Here is a 20,491-nt window from a genome sequence, read left to right as displayed (position 1 = left end):
TTAAAGTGAATGCTTGATGGGAAAATGGTTTAAATCAGGTTCGCCCTGGATATGGCTAACGGCCGGGGCTGTTAGTTTGAGTCTGATTGCGGTATTAGGTTTGCTATTGTTGATTGGCTGGAAGGGACTCAGTTTCTTCTGGCCGGCACCTGTGTATCAGTTTGATGTCACGCTCGATGGCAATAAGCAGGTGTTCATTGGCGAAATCTATGAACGTCAGCGTATCCCGGTTGACCAATTAGCAGAGGCGGGGATTGATGTCTCTGCGGTTGAAGATAACAGCGTCACCCGTTATCTGATTAAAACCGGCAACAGAGAGCGGGTCGAACTCGATTTTATTACCCTGCTTGATATTCAGATAGACCATCAGGCCCTCGCTTATAATATTGCGGTGATAGATCGCGATAAAAACGGTAAGTTTTATGGTTATCCGGTTGGTTTAATCAATGAGAATCAATCGCGTCATGTCAGTGAGTTATCATTGGCTCTGACCGAAACCGCCCAGGTTCGCACTGAACGGGATAACTTGCAGCAAACTGAAATTGACAATATTAACTGGCGGCTGGAACAGCTGCGGTTAAAAGAACGTAATCTGTTACTCAGTAACCAGCTGGATGACACTACCAAGCAGGCGATAGCGCTGGAGCAGCAACAGCTGCAACAAGACTATAGCCGGATTGAACAGCGCCTGTTCGCGTTACAACAAAAGCTGGTGGATGAGGCCTTAGTTGTACGTGACATGGACGGTGTTGAGGTCAGGATCCCTATGGAGCAGATCTTAGATGTCTGGTATCCGAATGATCTGACATACAGTGGTAAAATCGCCCATTGGGGGAGTCAGGTGGTGAAGTTCCTGACCGAAGACCCGCGCGAAGCTAACACTGAAGGCGGTGTCTTTCCTGCAATTTTTGGCACTGTATTTATGGTGTTACTGATGAGCATTATTGTCACCCCATTAGGTGTCATGGCTGCCATTTACCTTCATGAGTACGCGGGTAAAAATGGCTTGACCAAATTAATCCGCGTCGCCGTGATTAACCTAGCGGGTGTACCTTCCATCGTTTATGGTGTGTTTGGTTTAGGCTTTTTCGTTTATATGGTGGGGGGAACCATTGATGATGTGTTCTTCTCTGTCCAACTGCCGACGCCTACGTTTGGTACACCGGGTATTTTGTGGTCTGCGTTAACCCTGGCGATTCTGACGCTGCCTGTTGTGATTGTCTCGACCGAAGAAGGGTTAGCTAGAATTCCTAATTCGGTACGTCATGGTTCTCTGGCTCTAGGGGCAACCCAAGCTGAAACCTTATGGCGCATTGTGCTGCCAATGGCCAGTCCGGCGATCATGACCGGGTTAATTTTAGCGGTGGCCCGAGCGGCCGGTGAAGTCGCCCCTCTCATGTTGGTGGGGGTAGTCAAAATGGCACCGACCCTGCCCGTTGACAGCCATTTTCCGTATGTGCATTTGGATCGCAAGTTTATGCATCTTGGTTATCATATTTATGACGTTGGTTTTCAGAGCCCCAATGTGGAAGCGGCACGCCCGCTGGTTTACGCTACATCATTTTTATTGGTTACGGTGATTGTTGGATTGAATTTAACAGCTATCGGTATTCGAAATCATCTGCGTGAGAAATTCCGCTCTTTGGAGCAGTAACGAGTTGAGCAATAGCGAGTAAATACATGCTTTCAGTTAACACTACAATGGGATTTTTTGAGCCATTAGATTTAGCCTCGTTACCCGAAGAGAAAACCGCGCTGTCGATTGAAGGGCTGGATCTGCATTACGGTAATACGCAGGCGCTGTTCAATATAAATATGCGGATTGCCAAAGGGCAGGTGACCTCCTTTATCGGCCCGTCGGGGTGTGGTAAGTCAACCTTATTACGCTGTATCAACCGGATGAATGAGCTGGTTGAGGGCTGTCGCGTTGATGGGAAAATCATGCTTCATGGCCAGAATATTTATGATAGTAAGGTCGATGTGGCCTCGCTACGGCGCCGAGTTGGTATGGTATTCCAGCGTCCCAACCCGTTTCCTAAATCAATTTATGAAAATGTGGTTTATGGTCTGCGACTGCAAGGGAGCCGCGATCGTCGAGTGTTAGATGATGCGGTAGAAAGCTCGCTACGGGCAGCCGCCTTGTGGGATGAAGTGAAAGATCGACTGCATGAGAATGCGTTTGGTTTATCGGGAGGTCAGCAACAGCGCCTGGTGATAGCCCGGGCGATAGCGATTGAACCTGAAGTCTTATTACTCGATGAACCAACGTCAGCACTGGATCCGATTTCAACGCTGACGATTGAAGAGCTGATCAATGAGCTGAAAACCAAATATACGGTGATCATTGTGACTCATAATATGCAGCAGGCGGCAAGGGTGTCAGATCAAACAGCCTTTATGCATATGGGAGAGCTGGTGGAATACAGCAATACGAACGATATTTTCACCACCCCGAAAGAGAAGCGCACCGAAGATTATATTACCGGCCGATACGGTTAAGGAGTCACAACATGTTGGATAATTTAAGCCTAGGCCGACATATATCAGGCCAGTTTAATGCTGAACTGGAAAGTATTCGTACCCATGTATTAGCCATGGGCGGGCTGGTTGAGCAGCAGTTAGCTGATGCACTGAAAGCGATGCACCTGCAAGATGCTGAACTGGCTAAGCGGGTGATTAAAGGTGATCACAAAGTCAATGCCATGGAAGTGGCAATTGATGAAGCTTGCACCCGTATCATTGCTAAACGTCAGCCAACCGCCAGTGATTTACGCCTGGTGATTGCGATCATCAAAACCATTACGGATTTGGAACGTATTGGTGATGTCGCGGAAAGCATTGCGAAAGTAGCACTGGAGAATTTCACCAATAAGCAATACACCTTATTGGTATCGCTGGAATCTCTGGGCCAGCATGCCGTTAAAATGTTACATGAGGTATTAGATGCCTTTGCCCGTATGGACGTCAAAGCTGCCATTGAAGTCTATCAAGAAGATGATCGCATTGATCGTGAATACGAGGCCATTATTCGCCAGTTGATGACCTATATGATGGAAGATCCGCGTTCTATTCCGAATGTTCTGCAGGTGATGTGGTCAGCGCGTTCTATCGAGCGTGTCGGTGATCGTTGTCAGAATATTTGTGAGTATATTATTTATTTCGTAAAGGGCAAAGATATCCGTCACACTAACCCGGATGAGTTAGAAAACGTCCTAAAATAACTTGTCAGCCATCGACTTATTCACGTGGTTATTTCTCACTATTGGTCTCATGGCTTATGACCAGAAAACCTGTCAGGCACAAAGGTCTGGCTGTCTGCCGGGGCACGAACATATCCCTCTTTGTTGACCTCCGGCAGCTCAATATGAGGATAGTGGATTTCTTCATAAGGGATATGGGAGATCAAGTGTGAGATACAATTGATCCGCGCCTTCTTTTTGTCGTCTGCGTCTACCACCCACCACGGGCATTGCTTGGTATCGGTATAGGCAAACATTTTGTCTTTCGCGGCCGAGTATTCTGCCCAGCGGCCTCGGGATTCAAGATCCATAGGGCTGAATTTCCAGCGTTTTATCGGGGTATTAATGCGCTTAAGGAAGCGACTTTCCTGCTCTTCATCGGAAACCGAGAACCAGTATTTCAGCAATATAATTCCGGAGCGCAGCAGCATGCGCTCAAACTCAGGGCACGAACGGAGAAACTCATCGTATTCCTCATCGCTGCAAAACCCCATCACTTTTTCGACCCCTGCCCGGTTGTACCAGCTGCGGTCAAACAGTACGATTTCTCCTGCCGAGGGAAGGTGGGCGACATAGCGCTGGAAATACCATTGGGTTTTTTCTCTCTCGGTCGGTTTGGGCAAGGCTGCGATACGGCATACCCGAGGGTTAAGTTTTTCCATTATCCGTTTTATCACGCCGCCTTTCCCCGCGGCATCCCGCCCTTCAAAAATGACGGCCACTTTAAGCCCGCTGTGCTTAATCCACTCTTGAAGCTTAACCAGCTCAACCTGTAACCGTTCGAGCTCTTGAGCATAATCTTTCTTTTTTAGTTTTTCTTCTGATGGATTATTGGCCATGTCCTACTCCGTCGGCGCTGTTATGATTTCCTGCCTCATCGCTATCTAATAGTAATGCCAGATCAGCATGGTGACGAATTAAACGTTGTGACAAATGACGATCAAGCGGGATAAGAGCAGATATTGCGAGGGTTTTCTGTGGTGTTGATGCAGAAAACTATTCAATTGATATATACCCAAGTAACCTCAAGATGCTCGTTTCAGCGAGAATTTCCAGGCGCTAAGGTCAGGCGCTAAGGTCAGGCGCTGATTTGCAGATATAGTCGCTCTACATCAAAAATCAGCAACGCATCATTAGTGCCTGGAAAACTCGCCCTTCGGGAGTGATCCAGCCAGCTCACTTCGGTGTCAAATGCACTCGAAAGGACCAGTCATTCCTTCGCACATTTTCCTTGAATTGAACTGGCTGGCATCACTCTGAATCCTGCATCTTGAGGTAACTTGGGTATAACGAATGAAAGAGTTTGTTATATGGTCCTGTATTTCGGAGATTAATAATTGTACGGTATGTTATTATTCGCCCTGCAGTGGTTGCGAATAACAATAAATAAGGATGAATGATGTATCGGTTGGTATCTGGCTTATTGGCCAGCCTTTTCCTGGCTGGTTGTAACAGTGGCGGTAGCGACGACCAGTTTGCTAAAAATCGTGTTGACTCGATATGTCCGGTCAATATGGAATGTGGCTTCATGTCTGTGCCTAAAAGTTATGCCGATGAGACTGGCGAGCAGGTCAATATTCATTACGGGGTCCATAAAGCACAAGACCCAGCCAACCGTATTGGTATCCTGGTGTTTAACTTTGGCGGGCCAAGCGCAGCTGCGGTAGGTGGCGTCGGCTTGATGATTAATAATTATTGGATCCCCCAGGATATTCTCAATCGCTTTGATATCGTGGGAATCGATCCGCGCGGCACCGGTCAGAGTGCTTTTGCTTCTGAGCTGACAGAGTGTGCGGTGGCTGAGTCTGAAGGGGACGGTGATTGTACAGCCACTTTTACCCAAGTTGCGCCTTTCCTGGGTAGTAATACCGTCGTTAAAGATATCGATCGGTTGCGCGCGATGCTTGGTGAAGAGAAACTGAATTTCTTGGGCTACTCTTATGGCACCCGCCTGGGTTCACTATACGCCAAGATGTTTCCGGAGCGTGTCCGGGCTATTGTATTAGATTCCCCAATGTCGCCAACCGATGCGAACAACGTTGAAATTCGTATTGGTAATGCAGCTGGTTACGAGAAAATTGCCGGTTTCCGCTTAGAATATGATAAGAAACCTAACCGAAAGGTTCACTATCAAACTATTGTCGACACTCTGTTCAGTGGTAATTCTTACCAGGCAATCGATGGGGCACTTACTTTTAAGCAAGGTTCATCGGCGCTGAACCTGACCGTAGCCAGAGAGTCTTCAGGTGACTGGTCTGATATTAGCCCTGGGCTAATTAATCTACTCGATAAGTATATGGCAGCTGAACTTAAAGAGGCTTTATCGTTAAAGCTTGCTAGTGGTTACAATAAACATTATTCGGGTTCGGAAGATGATCTTAGAGGCAATGCCCTGTTTAAAGCCGTGGTGTGTACCGATGAGAGAACCCATTTATCAGATAGTGAAATTGATACCTCAGACGATCGCTATAAGGCTGAATCTTCCTTATACGGTATGTTGACGTATGTTCAGACGGCTGAACTGTGTAAAGGGTGGTCAGCACTGCGGGATCCGATCCCGGCGATAACGGAAAAGCCGTTAGGGCTGGGCGATAAGCAGATTCTGATTATTGGTGGTCAGTACGATCCGGCCACACCCTATACCTGGGCTGAAGCTATGGCGGCTAGTTTTGGTTCATCGGCCTCACTGGTCACCGTTGATAACTATGTTGATCATGGCTTTAGTTATAGTGGCATCGGTTGTGTCGATCAGAGTACCACGGCTTATCTGCTCGATCCGACCCAGAATATTGCCGATAATACCTGTGATGTATCATCGGTATCGGCTAAGAAGTTTGCAGTAACCCCGGATACTCCGCATCCAGCGAAAGATGTGATTGGCTGGTAACCTTAAGAGCCTGCAATAGCAGGCTCTTTTGATCTTGCTATTGAATTAACATTGAATTGCTCTTACCACCGCCGCAATTTTCTCGGCAGAGGTTACCGGTATAAGAAAGTCATCAATGTCAGCACTGCCCATATGTGCCTGACGGGCAACGTTGATCATATGGCTGGCTCGGGTGCTTTTACCGGAAAGGTGGATCTCTTCGATGCCGCTTTTAGCGATGATTTCAACGGCATTATCTGCAGTAACACCGGCTCCGGCCATGATACTCAAACGATTTCCGCAATGCTGCACCATACGGGCAATAGTATCAGTACCTGCCAGAGCATTGGCTTCAAGCCCGGATGTAAGTACTCGCTCACAACCTGTCGACATAATCGTATCCAGTGCTTCAAAAGGCTCTCTGCACTGATCAATTGCACGGTGGAAGGTAACGCCCAGCCCCTTGGCTTCTTTCACCAGCGTTGTTAGCGCATCGCGGTTGATCTGGCTTTGAGGAGTTAAAACACCGACCACGACACCTTGCAGGCCAGCTTGTTTGGCGGCATGAATATCTTCCAGCATCAGCTCAATCTCGTCATCTGAAAACAAAAAATCCCCCTGACGAGGGCGGATCATGGCATACACAGGAATAAGAGCATGTTTAGCGGCTTGCTTCATAAAACCGACGCTGGGGGTTAAGCCGCCAAGCGCTAATGATGAGCACAGCTCAATGCGGGTTGCGCCACCCTGTTGGGCATAGTGCAAAGATTCAAGGTTATCAATACAGACTTCAATATGCTGGAACATACAATTAACCGACAGGGAAGGGAATAGGGCAGTAGTCTATAACAAAAAGGGTGGGGGAAATATGCTTCAGTGGCGAGTGGCATCTGGTGGGTATTGCTCGTATCTCGTTTCTAGATACTCGTACCTTTTAAACTAAAAAGGGCCCGGTGGTCCGGGCCTCATTATTTTTTTGCCTTGCGGCTGACTTTGGCTTTACGCTATCGCGTTTGTTGCCACAACACCGTTGAGCGGGGTGCTGCTTATAGCATTCTTGTGCTGAGACTTACAGGTCTGCAGTGTGCTCAGACAGGTAGTCAGCAACACCTTTTGGCGATGCATCCATACCCGCTTTGCCTTCTTCCCACTGTGCCGGGCAAACTTCACCGTTTTTCTGGTGGAAGTTTAGTGCGTCAACCATACGTAGCATTTCGTCGATGTTACGGCCTAGTGGTAAATCGTTGACTACTTGGTGACGTACTGCACCGTCTTCGTCAATTAGGAAAGAACCGCGGAAAGCAACACCAGCTTCTGGATGCTCAACATCGTAAGCTTTGCAGATTTCGTGCTTAACATCAGCAACGAGCGGGTATTTAACCTGACCGATACCGCCGTTTTCAACAGCCGTGTTGCGCCATGCGTTATGAGAGAACTGAGAATCGATAGAAACACCGATAACTTCAACGCCTTTCGCTTGGAAATCTTCAAAACGCTTGTCAAAAGCGATGAGCTCAGATGGGCAAACAAAAGTGAAGTCTAGTGGGTAGAAGAAAACTACCGCTTTTTTACCTTTAGTAAACTCTGCAAAGTTGAAGTTATCAACGATTTCGCCGTTACCTAAAACAGCTGCAGCAGTAAAATCTGGTGCTTGACGACCTACTAGTACCATTTTGGTGCTCCTACAATATTCAGTTTGGTGCCGACCTTCTCGGTGGGCTCCTTGTTTGGACGAGACAAACTATAGCGAAACTGGTAGATTGAAAAAAGCGGAATAAACAGATTGAAGTAATCGAAAAAAACGATGACAAAGTTTCCCTCTCTAAAACAGCTTCACTATCTGGTGACACTGTTTGAAACCCGTCACTTTGGTGATGCGGCAAAAAAATGTTTTGTAAGTCAGTCTACATTGAGTTCAGGTATTCAGAATTTGGAAGAGTTGCTGAGCTGTCAACTGATCGAGCGTGATAATAAATCTCTGGTCTTCACCTCAATGGGCGAAGAAGTGGTTACCCGATCCCGTGAGTTACTGGCGCGTAGCCAGGATTTAATGGAACTGTCTAAATGTACCGGAGATGGTATGGAAGGAAAGTTGCGAGTAGGGTGTATCCCGACGATTGCGCCTTTTCTTCTGTGTGACTTGGTGCAAGAAGTAAACCGCCTGCATCCAAAGCTTCACTTGTTGTTGCGTGAAGATACCACGACGAATCTGCTGGCAGCGCTGAGAAATGGTGAAATGGATGTCTTGATCCTCGCCTTGCCCATTGAAATTAACGGTATGCATAGCAAGGTTGTTGGCCGTGATGCGTTCAAAATGGTGATCAGTAAAAATCAGGCGGAAAAAGTGAACGTTCCACTTCGATATGCTGATTTACCCGATGAATCTGTTTTTCTACTGGAGAAAGAACATTGCTTAACCGAACATGCGGTTTCAGCGTGCAAACTCACAACCAAAGAGAAAATTAATCCTTTTACCGCCACCAGTTTGCATACATTAGTTCAAATGGTGGCAAATGGTTTAGGCACAACCTTTATTCCCCAGATGGCGATTGATCATGGTTTGCTGGATAACCAAAACCTAGTCGTTGTCGAACCCCCGGGCCAGGCCGCTTATCGTCAAATTGGCTTGGTTTGGCGGCCGACTTCAAGTCGGATCCAAACATTTAATGGCTTGGCTGATATTGTTGAGGGGCTTTTATAGCAACGTTGAGGCTGTGCTGTCAGAACTCCCTTTTTGACAGCATGATATTCTTTTAATCTAGCGTTTATTAGTATATGTCATCTTACTAAAGGCGGCGTAAAGGTTGCCTTTTTGTAGGTTTATTTTGTTTCGCCTCGCGAATAAATGAAACAAGATGAATAATAAATTTCGCTAAATGTGTATGAAATATGAGCAGTGCGTGTTTATAACCACCTGTTATTTATTTGTTTTTGATATCCCTTTCCCACACGCCATGTTTCAAACGGTTTTTCCTTCCTCGATAGAATACACTCCTGGTGTAATTTAATTACGTAACTGGTTACAAATATGCCTTTGATTGGTGAGTATCATGCCTACCGAACTTTTTCCTGATTTTTGTTTTAATTTGGCGTTTTGAGTTTTTGCTCTACACTTATTAAGCTACTGTTTTTATTGCTATCAGGTGTGGTTGGTTTGATGCGCGCCAAAAATATTTACTTGCTTTTGCTGATTTGTTACGGCAACGTAAAGAAGCTGTTAAGGTGGGTGGTAGCATAAGAGTAATTTCTGTCATTACTGATAAAAGTAGTGATTAAGTTACAAGTGAAGGTAGGGGGAGGGAGCGATGACGGATAAAGGAAGTACACCGAATCACCATGTAAAGCTGTCATTACAGACGACGCTGACATCAGAGCAACAAGAGATCCTTAGCGATGAGGCTCTGCAGTTCTTAGAGCGTTTAGTACAGCGCTTTGCTTCCCGAGTGCCTGAACTGCTAGCTGCCCGCGAGGCTCGTCAGGCTGCAATCGATGCCGGTACGTTACCGGATTTTCTTCCTGAAACTTCGCATATTCGTGATAGTGACTGGACGATTCAGGGGATCCCCGACGATCTACAGGATCGCCGAGTCGAGATTACCGGTCCGGTCGATCGGAAAATGGTCATCAATGCCCTGAATGCGAACGTGAAAGTGTTCATGGCTGACTTTGAAGATTCCTTTGCACCTGGGTGGGATGAGGTGCTGGATGGGCAGCAAAATCTTCGTGACGCCATCAATAGAACGATCAGTTATATCAATCCGGAAAATGGGAAAGAGTACAAGCTCTGCGATGATCCTGCAGTGCTGATCTGCCGTGTTCGCGGCCTTCATTTACCTGAGAAACATCTGTTGTGGCAGGGGGAGGCGATCCCTGGTTCATTATTTGATTTCGCCTTGTACTTTTTCCATAACTACAAACAGTTGCTGGCTAAAGGCAGCGGCCCGTATTTTTATCTGCCTAAGCTGCAGGCTTATCAGGAAGCGGCCTGGTGGAGTGATGTGTTCAGTTTTGCCGAAGATGAATTCGGTCTTTCTCGCGGCACCATTAAAGCCACGGTATTGATTGAAACCTTGCCTGCGGTGTTTGAGATGGATGAAATTCTCTACAGCCTGAAAGAACATATTGTAGGCCTGAATTGTGGGCGATGGGATTATATATTCAGCTATATCAAAACATTACGTAATTACCCTGACCGGGTTTTGCCGGACCGTCAGGTGGTCACCATGGAAAAACCTTTCCTTAATGCTTATTCACGATTACTGGTTCGAACCTGCCATCGGCGAGGGGCGTTTGCGATGGGAGGCATGGCTGCCTTTATTCCGTCCAAAGATCCTGAGCGTAATGAATGGGTGCTGAATAAGATTCAGACAGACAAGTCGCTGGAAGCGAAAAATGGCCATGACGGCACTTGGGTCGCACACCCCGGGCTGGCAGATACGGCAAAAGCTGTTTTTGATAAAGCGCTAGGTGCTCGTCGCAACCAGCTGGATATTAGCCGCGAACAAGATGCCCCGATTACCGCTGCCGAATTACTAGAGCCTTGTGAAGGCGAGCGTACTGAAGAGGGGATGCGCCATAACATTCGCGTTGCGGTGCAATATATCGAATCCTGGATCACCGGCAATGGCTGTGTACCGATCTACGGTTTGATGGAAGATGCCGCTACCGCAGAGATTTCGCGGGCATCAATCTGGCAGTGGATCAAGCACGGAAAGTCGCTGAGCAACGGTAGCGTTGTGACTAAGGCCTTGTTTGAACAGATGCTACAAGAAGAGTTGATCGTGTTGGAACTGGAACTGGGACGGGACACGTTCCAACAAGGACAATATCAGGAAGCTGCGAATTTAATGTCGCGACTCACTACCAGTGATGAATTAGTGAATTTCCTGACTGTACCCGGCTATGAATACTTGCCGTAATCATTGCCAAAGAAAATAAACATTAACGATTGCGTTAAGTTGATTATCGCCAAATGAAACGAGGGACATCATTATGACATTGACTCGCCAGCAGCAAATTGAAGCTATTGAAAAAGACTGGGCTGAAAATCCACGTTGGAAGCACGTAAAGCGTACTTACACCGCAGAAGAAGTGATAAATCTGCGTGGTTCATTTGCCCCGGCCAATACGATTGCCCAGCGCGGTGCCGATAAGCTGTGGGATCTGGTTAATGGCTCGGCGAAAAAGGGATATGTTAACTGTCTTGGTGCGCTAACCGGTGGTCAGGCGGTTCAACAGGCAAAAGCAGGAATTGAAGCGATTTATTTATCAGGTTGGCAAGTTGCTGCAGATAATAATACCGCATCGACGATGTACCCAGATCAATCATTGTATCCGGTTGATTCCGTACCCGCCGTAGTAACCCGCATAAACAATGCATTCCGTCGTGCCGATCAGATCCAGTGGGCAAATGGCGGCAGCCCGGAAGAAGGTATTGATTACTTCTTGCCGATTGTCGCGGATGCCGAAGCCGGTTTTGGTGGGGTGCTTAATGCTTATGAATTGATGCGTAATATGATTGATGCCGGAGCGGCAGGTGTGCACTTTGAAGATCAGCTAGCATCAGTGAAAAAATGTGGGCATATGGGGGGCAAGGTACTGGTACCGACCCAAGAAGCCGTGCAAAAGTTAGTCGCCGCACGCTTAGCGGCTGACGTGGCGGGTACCACAACACTTGTTATTGCCCGTACTGATGCTAACGCGGCTGACTTGTTAACGTCAGATTGTGATTCATACGATAACGACTTTATTGTTGGTGAGCGTACCGCAGAAGGGTTCTACCGCGTACGTGCGGGTATTGACCAAGCTATTTCTCGTGGTTTGGCTTACGCACCATACGCTGATCTTATCTGGTGCGAAACTGCAAAACCTTGTCTGGAAGAGGCGCGTAAGTTTGCCGAAGCCATTCATGCTCAGTATCCGGATCAGTTACTGGCATATAACTGCTCGCCGTCCTTTAACTGGGAGAAAAATCTTGATGCTGAAACGATCACTAAGTTCCAGCAAGAGCTGTCAGACATGGGCTACAAGTATCAATTCATAACACTGGCAGGTATCCACAACATGTGGTTCAACATGTTTGAGCTAGCGCATGCTTATGCGCAGGGTGAAGGTATGCGGCACTATGTTGAAAAGGTACAGCGTCCGGAGTTTGCCGCTGCTGAGCGTGGTTATACCTTCGTTGCACACCAGCAGGAAGTGGGTACCGGCTATTTCGATAAAATGACCAATACCATCCAGGGGGGCCAGTCGTCAGTCACCGCGCTGACCGGCTCAACGGAAGAAGATCAATTCTAACCAGACTGGTTTTGTAAAATCTATCCTAGCAAATCGTTGTTATCGTTTTTGGTAAGTCGGGGAGCACTCGTTGCTCCCCCCTTTTTTATGCGCGTTATACCAAAATCATCCCAAGATACTAGATTCAGGGCGGCCTCTGTATGTTGAGGTAGTTAATATATATTCCAACTGGCGTTTGCGTTGCTGTTTAGCGGCAGCAAGGTGCCCGTGAGCTAGGAAATTCGCGATTTATAACAAAACCAAAACCAGTTAGGCTTCGTCTTCATTCAGCGGTTCAATTTCTTCCTGAATTTCTAGCAGGTTAATCGCAATAGACACGAAATCTGAATCGGTAATGATCCCCACCAGCTTCTTCTTATGAGTAACAGGTAAACAACCAATTTTATGCTTTTGCATATAGGTGGCCGCTTCTTTCAAGCCTGCATGAGAATTTACACTGAGCAACGTGCGGTTCATACATTGATCCAGCGAGATATCTAGGGTGGAGATAGCGTTGGCTTTGCTAATATGCTCTAAACTTGATTCCTGTGCTGCTAACACATCCCGCTGAGTCACTAAACCGACCAGGTGGTTTTCATCATTGGTGATCGGAATATGTCGTATCCCTAGCTCTGCCATCACTTTTTTGGCATCCCTCAGGGTATGAGAGGGACTAAGTGTATGAGGATGAGGAGTCATCATATCTGAGACAGTAAACATACAAACCTCCGGCAGCTCCTGCTGCAATTAGACAAAAATAATTCTTTCCTTGTCCTCTCTGAATGTAGCGAATATTGACGTAACTACCTATGACCATAGTCAAAAAAACGCAAAGTTACTATTTGGTATGGGCGGTGTTATTTAACGGTTAAAAGGTGATTTGTGTCATATAATCAATAAACGGTATCCCTGATAGGTATTGCCTGATGACTAAGTTATTGGTTGGATTCTTATTATGTTGGAATACGTTGTTCGCCGTTCAAGTGGTGGCTGCTGAGCCGGCGATGGCCCCTAAAATTATCGGGGGAATTGAATCATCCACCAATGAAATTCCCTGGCAGGTTTACCTTAACTTGACCTTTCCTGGCCCTACGGGTGGACAGACATTCATTTGTGGTGGTGTCGTGATCACCCCGACGATCGTGCTAACCGCAGCACACTGTATGCAAAACAGTTCAATGACGGTGTTAGCTGAAAATATCCAGGTTTGGGCTGGCATTACCAGTATTTTCAGTGCCAATAGCACGAATGCAATCTCTGTGGACAAAAGAGTGCTGCACCCTGATTTTAACCCGACCAGTTTTAAGAATGATATTGCGTTATTAGTTCTGGCTGAACCGGTTTCAGCCAGTGCGATACCGATTCAGATTGCAAATATGGAGACCCAGGATCGGGCTGATAATGAGTTTCTAAATAGCTGGGTAGCAAACAGTGACAGACCGCCAAATCTGCTGGTCTCTGGCTGGGGAAGCACGGATGCTGATGATACCAGTAACTCCGGATCAACACAGTTAAGACAGACCCTATTATCAGGTGTACCCGATACTATGTGTGACCGTCTGTGGGGAGCAAATATAGATTCTAATGACGCCAGAATTTACGTATGCGCGAGTTCACCCTCACCTTTGTTCGTTCGGGATAGTTGTTTTGGTGATTCGGGCGGCCCCTTGGTTTGGCAAGATCCGCAGGCTGCCAGTAACCGTGATTTTGGTTTACGGTTAGTCGGTTTGGTCAGCTTTGGCAAAGGCTGTGCGAGTGATCTACCCGGAGTGTATACCGAGGTCGCGAATTATCACCGCTGGATTGAAGGCGAAACGGGGATCACGATAGCCGCATTACCTGATCGGGATTTTAGTATTAACCCGTTTCTGTCGGATTATAGTAATGCTGGTGACGGGATCGCCGAGCCAGTCGTTAAATCAGACAGCGGTGGCAGTGCCGGGATGATGAGTCTGCTGTTACTCATGTTGGCGGCATATCGGCGGCGAGTTTCACGTGTTCGGGAATAAACGGATAATATTCGCAAATTGGCCTGCAAATCCCATCTTTCCTTGAAATTGCAGTAAGGCAGCCTATACTACCTGCCTGCTGTAATTTGAGGCATATAACGATGCAAGTTTCTGATTTTCATTTTGACCTTCCTGATGAGCTTATTGCTCGTTATCCACAACCTGAGCGTACAGCGAGTCGCCTTCTGCAACTCACTGGCGATACAGGCGAGATCCAGCACAAAGGCTTTAAAGATGTGCTTGATCTGGTTCAGCCTGGTGATCTGCTGGTATTCAATAATACGCGTGTGATCCCTGCCCGGATATTTGGCCGCAAAGCCTCTGGCGGCAAATTAGAAGTCCTTGTTGAACGTATGTTAGATGACAAGAGCATCTTGGCGCATGTACGCGCATCAAAATCGCCAAAACCGGGCAATGAGTTGCTGCTGGGTGAAAATGATGAATATCAGGCAGAAATGGTAGCACGCCATGATGCACTGTTTGAAATTCGCTTTAATAGCGATAAAACAGTGTTGGAAATTCTGGAAGATGTCGGTCATATGCCGCTACCGCCTTATATTGACCGCCCTGACGAAGATGCTGATAAAGAGCGTTATCAAACGGTTTATAATACCAAGCCGGGTGCCGTTGCTGCCCCGACGGCGGGGTTGCACTTTGATGATACCTTAATGGATGCGCTCAGAGCGAAAGGGGTTAATTTCGCCTTCGTAACGCTGCATGTCGGGGCCGGTACGTTCCAGCCTGTACGCGTTGATAATATTGACGATCACCACATGCATGCCGAATACGTCGAAGTACCGCAAGAGGTCGTTGATGCGATCAATGCAACTAAAGCTAACGGCGGCCGTGTGGTTGCGGTGGGAACGACTTCCGTCCGTTCACTGGAAAGTGCTGCCCAGGATGCGGTGAAAAAGGGTACTGAGCTGAAGCCATTTTTCGGCGATACCGATATTTTCATCTTCCCTGGCTATGAATTCCAGCTGGTGGATGTATTGGTAACGAATTTTCACCTGCCCGAGTCAACGCTTATTATGCTGGTGAGTGCATTTGCAGGCTATGAACATACGATGAATGCTTACCTGCAGGCGGTTGAAAATAAATATCGCTTCTTCAGTTATGGCGACTCGATGTTTATCACCCGAAAAAACAAATGAACTTAGGTTGTTAAATCAGTGTCTCTTAAGGCTGCTTTTGTTAAAATCGCAGCCTTTGTCGGCTTATAGCATCGGCAAAAGAGCGATGGCAACTTGGATTGATGATTTGCCATGACTCTTAATTTTCTTCCGCTAGGCTTTATGGCGTGGCGATACATGTAACATGTACATCAGGCAATTGACCTTTTGTGCTTAAGTCCTTTCGTAGGAATTGATGTCAGATTGTTTCTCTGGCTTTTGGAGGTTTAGTGAAATTTGAATTAGATAAAACTCAGGGACGCGCGCGTCGCGGTCGCCTGCAGTTTGATCGTGGTACGGTTGAAACGCCGGCATTTATGCCTGTGGGTACTTACGGTACGGTTAAGGGCATGACGCCGGAAGAAGTGCAAGATACCGGTGCACAGATCATTCTAGGCAATACTTTCCACCTGTGGCTTCGCCCGGGTCAGGAAGTAATGAAACTGCACGGTGACCTGCACGACTTCATGCAATGGAAAGGCCCTATCCTGACTGATTCAGGCGGTTTCCAGGTATTTAGCTTGGGTGCAATGCGCAAAATCACTGAAGAGGGTGTACATTTCCGTAACCCGGTAAACGGTGACAAGATTTTCATGGACGCCGAGAAGTCGATGGAAATTCAGTACGACTTAGGTTCTGACATTGTTATGATCTTCGATGAGTGTACGCCATATCCCGCGACACACGATGAAGCGAAGAAATCGATGGAAATGTCATTGCGCTGGGCACAACGCAGTCGTAATCAGTTCGATAAGCAAGAAAACCCTAATGCATTGTTCGGTATTGTTCAGGGCGGTGTATATGAAGATTTACGCGACGTTTCTGTTGAAGGCCTGACTAACATTGGTTTTGACGGTTATGCAGTTGGCGGTCTGGCGGTTGGTGAGCCAAAAGAAGATATGCATCGTATTCTAGAGCATACCTGCCCTAAATTGCCTGAAGATAAGCCTCGCTACTTGATGGGCGTAGGTAAACCTGAAGACCTGGTTGAAGGTGTACGCCGCGGTATCGATATGTTCGACTGCGTTATGCCGACTCGAAATGCCCGCAATGGACACCTTTTTGTGACCGGTGGTGTGATCAAGATCCGTAATGCGAAACATAAAACGGATACAACCCCTCTGGATCCGCACTGTGACTGTTACACTTGTCGCAATTATTCAAAGGCATATCTGTATCATCTGGATAAGTGTAACGAAATCCTGGGTGCGCGCCTTAACACAATCCACAACTTACGTTACTACCAGCGTTTGATGGCAAGTATTCGTAAGGCGATTGAAGAAGATCGTTTCGATGCGTTTGTAGAAGAATTCTACGCACGTCGCGACAGAGAAGTTCCACCATTAAACAACGCTTAACAATCAACGAGGACGTTATTAAATGAGTCTTTTCATTTCTCAGGCACATGCCGCTGCTGAAGGTGCTCCACAAGGTGGCAGCATGCAGCTTTTCATCATGCTAGGCCTTTTCGCTGTAATTTTTTATTTTATGATTTATCGCCCACAGGCGAAGCGTGTTAAAGAGCACAAGAGCCTGATGTCTTCTATGGGCAAAGGTGATGAAGTACTAACGAGCGGTGGTTTGCTTGGTAAAATCACTAAAGTTTCAGAAGAGAGCGATTACATTGTTATTGCCCTGAATGACAGCACTGAAGTGACAATCAAAAAAGATTTTGTTTCAGCAGTTCTGCCAAAAGGCACAATGAAATCTCTGTAATTTATTCGCTTTGAAGGATCACAGCAGTGTTAAACCGTTATCCCTTGTGGAAGAATCTGATGGTGGTGTTTGCACTGCTTATCGGTTTGCTTTATGCACTTCCCAATGTTTACGGTGAAGATCCAGCGATTCAAATCACCGGGGCGCGTGGCGCCTCGGTTGATATGTCTGCATTGGATACTGTCACCGAAGATTTAGAAAAAAGCCAAATCTCCTATAAATCTGTCGCTTTCGAAAACGGTACTGTACTGGTTCGCTTTCACGATACTGATACTCAAATCAGTGCTCGCGATATTCTTAATGATCAACTTGGCGAAGATTATGTTGTTGCGCTGAACCTGGCAGCATCAACACCTGACTGGCTTGAATCCATTGGTGCGACGCCAATGAAGCTGGGCCTTGATTTGCGTGGTGGTGTGCACTTCCTGATGGAAGTGGATATGGACGCGGCGATGGAAAAACTGCTTGGTCAACAAGAAGAGACTTTCCGTACCGAACTGCGTGAAGCCAAAGTTCGCTATCGCGCGATCAGCAAAACTGATTCATCGGTAGAGGTGCGTCTGCGTAATGCAGAGCAGCTGGATGAAGCGAAAGTTGCACTGGCTAAACTGCACCCGGATATGCTGTTCACTGACAGTGACAGCAATGGGCGTTTCGTGCTGACGGCGGTATTTACCGAAGAGCGCCTGAAAGAGATCCGTAACTACGCAGTCGATCAGAATATTACTATTCTTCGTAACCGTGTGAATGAGCTAGGTGTTGCTGAACCTCTGGTACAGCGTCAGGGTGCAAACCGTATTGTTGTTGAACTGCCTGGTGTTCAGGATACTGCTCGTGCCAAAGAGATTCTTGGTGCGACAGCAACCCTTGAGTTCCGTGAAGTGGACAGTACCGCAGATCTTGCGGCAGCCGCTGCAGGCCGTGTACCGGCTGGAAGTGAAGTGAAGTACACCCGTGACAAGCGTCCGGCAGTACTGAAGAAACGCATTATTCTTGCGGGTTCTCACATCACCGATGCAAGCTCAAGTGCTGATGAATATGGTCGTCCTCAGGTTAACATTTCGCTAGATAGCGAAGGTGGTAGCAAGATGACAGCATTCTCACGTAACAACGTGGGTAAGCTGATGGCAACGGTGTTTACCGAGTATAAAGACAGCGGTAAGCGTAACCCGGACGGTAAGGTTATTCTTCAGAAACACGAAGAAGTGATCAATCAGGCAACTATCCAGACAGCACTGGGCCGTAACTTCCGTATTACCGGTATTGATTCGCAGGCTGAAGCACATAACCTGGCACTACTGCTGCGCGCGGGTGCGTTGATTGCGCCAATCTCTATTGTCGAAGAGCGTACCATTGGTCCGTCTATGGGCCAGCAGAATATCGATATGGGTATTCAGGCATGTATATGGGGCATGATTGCAGTAATGCTGTTTACCCTGTTGTACTACCGTAAGTTTGGTCTGATTGCCAATATGGCGCTGGCGATGAACCTGGTGTTGATTATCGGTGTGATGTCGATGATCCCGGGGGCAACTATGACCTTGCCGGGTATTGCCGGTATCGTATTGACTGTGGGTATGGCAGTTGATGCTAACGTACTGATCTTTGAGCGTATCCGTGAAGAGCTACAAGAGGGCCGCAGCCCTCAGCATGCGATTCAGCAAGGTTACGCAAATGCGTTCAGTACGATTGCCGATGCTAATATCACGACCTTAATCACTGCAATTATTCTGTTTGCGGTAGGTACAGGTGCAATTAAAGGCTTCGCTGTTACTCTTTCAATCGGTATTCTGACTTCTATGTTTACTGCGATTGTGGGTACCCGTGCTGTAGTTAACTTTATCTATGGCGGTAAGCGCGTAGATAAGCTGTCGATCTAAGGAGACGCTGACATGTTTCAAATATTGAAAGCGGGTAACGCGATCGACTTTATGCGCTGGTCGAAAGTGGCTTTTGTTGTTTCGATCATAATGATTGCGGGTGCGATTGGCACCGTTGCGACTCAAAAGCTTAACTGGGGGCTGGATTTTACCGGTGGTACCCTGATTGAAGTGGGCTTCGAGAAGCCGGCAGATTTATCTCTGATCCGAGAGTCGCTGGAAGGTGCAGGGTTTGGCGATGCCATCGTGCAGAACTTTGGTACTGCACGTGATGTGATCGTCCGTTTGCAACCGCGAGAAGATGCCAAAGGTGAGAAACTGGGCAACCAGATCATCGATGCATTGAAAGCGGGGACTGGCCAGAACGTTGAAATGCGCCGTATCGAGTTTGTTGGCCCTAATGTGGGTGATGAACTGGCAGAAGCGGGCGGGCTGGCAATTCTGGCCGCGCTGATCTGTATTCTGCTTTATGTGTCGATGCGTTTTGAATGGCGTCTGGCTGCTGGTGCGGTACTGGCACTGGCTCACGACGTGATCATTACCATTGGTATCTTTTCTTTCACGCAGATTGAAATCGACCTGACGATTGTTGCAGCTTTGCTAACCGTTGTCGGTTACTCGCTCAACGATACTATTGTTGTTTTCGACCGTATTCGTGAGAACTTCCGTAAGATGCGTAAAGGTGAGCCCGCTGACATTATGAACAGCTCAATCACCCAAACGTTGAGTCGTACCTTGATCACATCTGCGACGACCTTATTTGTGGTTATTGCGCTGTTTATGAAAGGCGGCAGCATGATCCACGGTTTTGCCGCGGCGTTGCTTATCGGTATTACGGTCGGTACTTACTCGTCTATCTATGTTGCTTCGGCACTGGCACTGAAATTGGGTATCACTCGTGAACACCTGATGCCGCCGCAAGTTGAGAAAGAAGGCGAAGAGTTTGATGCGATGCCTTAATTAGGTTTCGAGAGGCGGGTGTCGAGATACGAGACTTGCCAGCTTGAGCTGAATAAAAACGGAGCCGGAAGGTTCCGTTTTTTTTCGTCTTAAAAAGCGGTTCTATGGGGGGCTAGTTTCGAGTTCCTAGAAACGAGTGGTTAGGAAGAGCGGGAAGAACGGACCTATGGTCCTGAGGTTCTATGGGGTCTAGTTTCGAGTTCCTAGAAACGAGTGGCTAGGAAGAGCGGGAAGAACGGACTATGGTCCTGAGGTTCTATGGGGTCTAGTTTCGAGCTCCTAGAAACGAGTAACAAGGAAAAGCAAAGCTTGACATGAAGAATTGATTTTTGAATTCTTCTTGCAGAACCCCAGAACCCCAGAACCCCAGAAC

The 20,491-nt window shown here is 47.3% G+C and carries 17 protein-coding genes; 13 read left to right on the top strand and 4 right to left on the bottom strand.

Features of this window, described 5'->3' with window-relative positions:
• Positions 1–16: 16 nt before the first annotated feature.
• From pstA to phoU, 3 genes are read left to right on the top strand one after another with little or no spacing between them, the layout of a single operon-like run.
• A complete protein-coding gene (gene pstA, locus C9I89_RS21305) occupies positions 17–1,654 on the top strand; it encodes a phosphate ABC transporter permease PstA (RefSeq protein WP_107285340.1) in 1,638 nt (545 codons plus the stop codon).
• A 26-nt stretch (positions 1,655–1,680) separates the two neighbouring features.
• The gene (gene pstB / locus C9I89_RS21300; RefSeq protein WP_107285339.1) at positions 1,681–2,499 is read left to right on the top strand and encodes a phosphate ABC transporter ATP-binding protein PstB; all 819 of its coding nucleotides are present in this window, start codon (positions 1,681–1,683) and stop codon (positions 2,497–2,499) included.
• A gap of 11 nt (positions 2,500–2,510) precedes the next feature.
• Positions 2,511–3,221 (top strand): phosphate signaling complex protein PhoU, encoded by a 711-nt coding sequence (gene phoU / locus C9I89_RS21295; protein WP_107285338.1) that lies wholly within the window; start codon positions 2,511–2,513, stop codon positions 3,219–3,221.
• A 47-nt stretch (positions 3,222–3,268) separates the two neighbouring features.
• On the opposite strand, the gene ppk2 is transcribed toward phoU, so the two are convergent.
• Positions 3,269–4,078, bottom strand: a complete 810-nt coding sequence (gene ppk2 / locus C9I89_RS21290; RefSeq protein ID WP_107285337.1) for a polyphosphate kinase 2 — start codon at positions 4,076–4,078, stop codon at positions 3,269–3,271.
• A 560-nt stretch (positions 4,079–4,638) separates the two neighbouring features.
• Between ppk2 and C9I89_RS21285 the strand changes: the two genes are divergently transcribed.
• Complete coding sequence (locus C9I89_RS21285; RefSeq protein WP_170107754.1) at positions 4,639–6,126, top strand: alpha/beta hydrolase; 1,488 nt, start codon at positions 4,639–4,641, stop codon at positions 6,124–6,126.
• 45 nt (positions 6,127–6,171) lie between these two features.
• On the opposite strand, the gene C9I89_RS21280 is transcribed toward C9I89_RS21285, so the two are convergent.
• A complete protein-coding gene (locus tag C9I89_RS21280; RefSeq protein WP_107285335.1) occupies positions 6,172–6,912 on the bottom strand; it encodes a copper homeostasis protein CutC in 741 nt (246 codons plus the stop codon).
• Positions 6,913–7,174: 262 nt separating this feature from the next.
• Positions 7,175–7,777, bottom strand: coding sequence for a peroxiredoxin C (locus C9I89_RS21275; RefSeq protein WP_107285334.1), 603 nt, complete (start codon positions 7,775–7,777; stop codon positions 7,175–7,177).
• A 132-nt stretch (positions 7,778–7,909) separates the two neighbouring features.
• On the opposite strand from C9I89_RS21275, the gene C9I89_RS21270 reads away from it, so the two are divergent.
• The 3 genes from C9I89_RS21270 (at position 7,910) to aceA (ending at position 12,402) form a co-directional block, all read left to right on the top strand.
• Positions 7,910–8,806 carry a hydrogen peroxide-inducible genes activator gene (locus C9I89_RS21270; RefSeq protein ID WP_107285333.1) on the top strand — a complete coding sequence of 299 codons (897 nt, stop codon included), beginning with the start codon at positions 7,910–7,912 and terminating at the stop codon, positions 8,804–8,806.
• A gap of 604 nt (positions 8,807–9,410) precedes the next feature.
• On the top strand, positions 9,411–11,024 hold the full coding sequence (gene aceB, locus C9I89_RS21265; RefSeq protein ID WP_107285332.1) for a malate synthase A: 1,614 nt from the start codon (positions 9,411–9,413) through the stop codon (positions 11,022–11,024).
• Between the two features lie 73 nt (positions 11,025–11,097).
• Positions 11,098–12,402: an isocitrate lyase gene (aceA, locus tag C9I89_RS21260; RefSeq protein ID WP_107285331.1), complete on the top strand. Its 1,305-nt coding sequence runs from the start codon at positions 11,098–11,100 to the stop codon at positions 12,400–12,402.
• A 249-nt stretch (positions 12,403–12,651) separates the two neighbouring features.
• Here the strand turns inward: aceA and C9I89_RS21255 are convergent, their stop codons facing one another.
• Positions 12,652–13,101 (bottom strand): CBS domain-containing protein, encoded by a 450-nt coding sequence (locus tag C9I89_RS21255; protein WP_107285330.1) that lies wholly within the window; start codon positions 13,099–13,101, stop codon positions 12,652–12,654.
• A 206-nt stretch (positions 13,102–13,307) separates the two neighbouring features.
• Here C9I89_RS21255 and C9I89_RS21250 point away from each other — a divergent pair, with 206 nt between their 5' ends.
• The 6 genes from C9I89_RS21250 to secF all read left to right on the top strand — a co-directional run bounded on the left by C9I89_RS21250 (position 13,308) and on the right by secF (position 20,118).
• Complete coding sequence (locus C9I89_RS21250) at positions 13,308–14,390, top strand: S1 family serine peptidase (RefSeq protein WP_107285329.1); 1,083 nt, start codon at positions 13,308–13,310, stop codon at positions 14,388–14,390.
• Between the two features lie 101 nt (positions 14,391–14,491).
• On the top strand, positions 14,492–15,544 hold the full coding sequence (gene queA, locus C9I89_RS21245) for a tRNA preQ1(34) S-adenosylmethionine ribosyltransferase-isomerase QueA (protein ID WP_107285328.1): 1,053 nt from the start codon (positions 14,492–14,494) through the stop codon (positions 15,542–15,544).
• A gap of 248 nt (positions 15,545–15,792) precedes the next feature.
• Entirely contained in the window at positions 15,793–16,920 is a 1,128-nt protein-coding gene (gene tgt / locus C9I89_RS21240) for a tRNA guanosine(34) transglycosylase Tgt (RefSeq protein ID WP_107285327.1), read from the top strand.
• A 22-nt stretch (positions 16,921–16,942) separates the two neighbouring features.
• Positions 16,943–17,278 (top strand): preprotein translocase subunit YajC, encoded by a 336-nt coding sequence (gene yajC / locus C9I89_RS21235; protein ID WP_107285326.1) that lies wholly within the window; start codon positions 16,943–16,945, stop codon positions 17,276–17,278.
• Positions 17,279–17,304: 26 nt separating this feature from the next.
• Positions 17,305–19,158, top strand: a complete 1,854-nt coding sequence (gene secD, locus C9I89_RS21230; RefSeq protein WP_107285325.1) for a protein translocase subunit SecD — start codon at positions 17,305–17,307, stop codon at positions 19,156–19,158.
• Positions 19,159–19,170: 12 nt separating this feature from the next.
• Positions 19,171–20,118, top strand: coding sequence for a protein translocase subunit SecF (gene secF / locus C9I89_RS21225; protein WP_107285324.1), 948 nt, complete (start codon positions 19,171–19,173; stop codon positions 20,116–20,118).
• Positions 20,119–20,491 lie beyond the last annotated feature (373 nt).

The sequence above is a fragment of the Photobacterium lipolyticum genome (assembly GCF_003026475.1).
Taxonomy (GTDB): domain Bacteria; phylum Pseudomonadota; class Gammaproteobacteria; order Enterobacterales; family Vibrionaceae; genus Photobacterium; species Photobacterium lipolyticum.
This window is presented reverse-complemented; position numbering and strand designations above follow the sequence as displayed.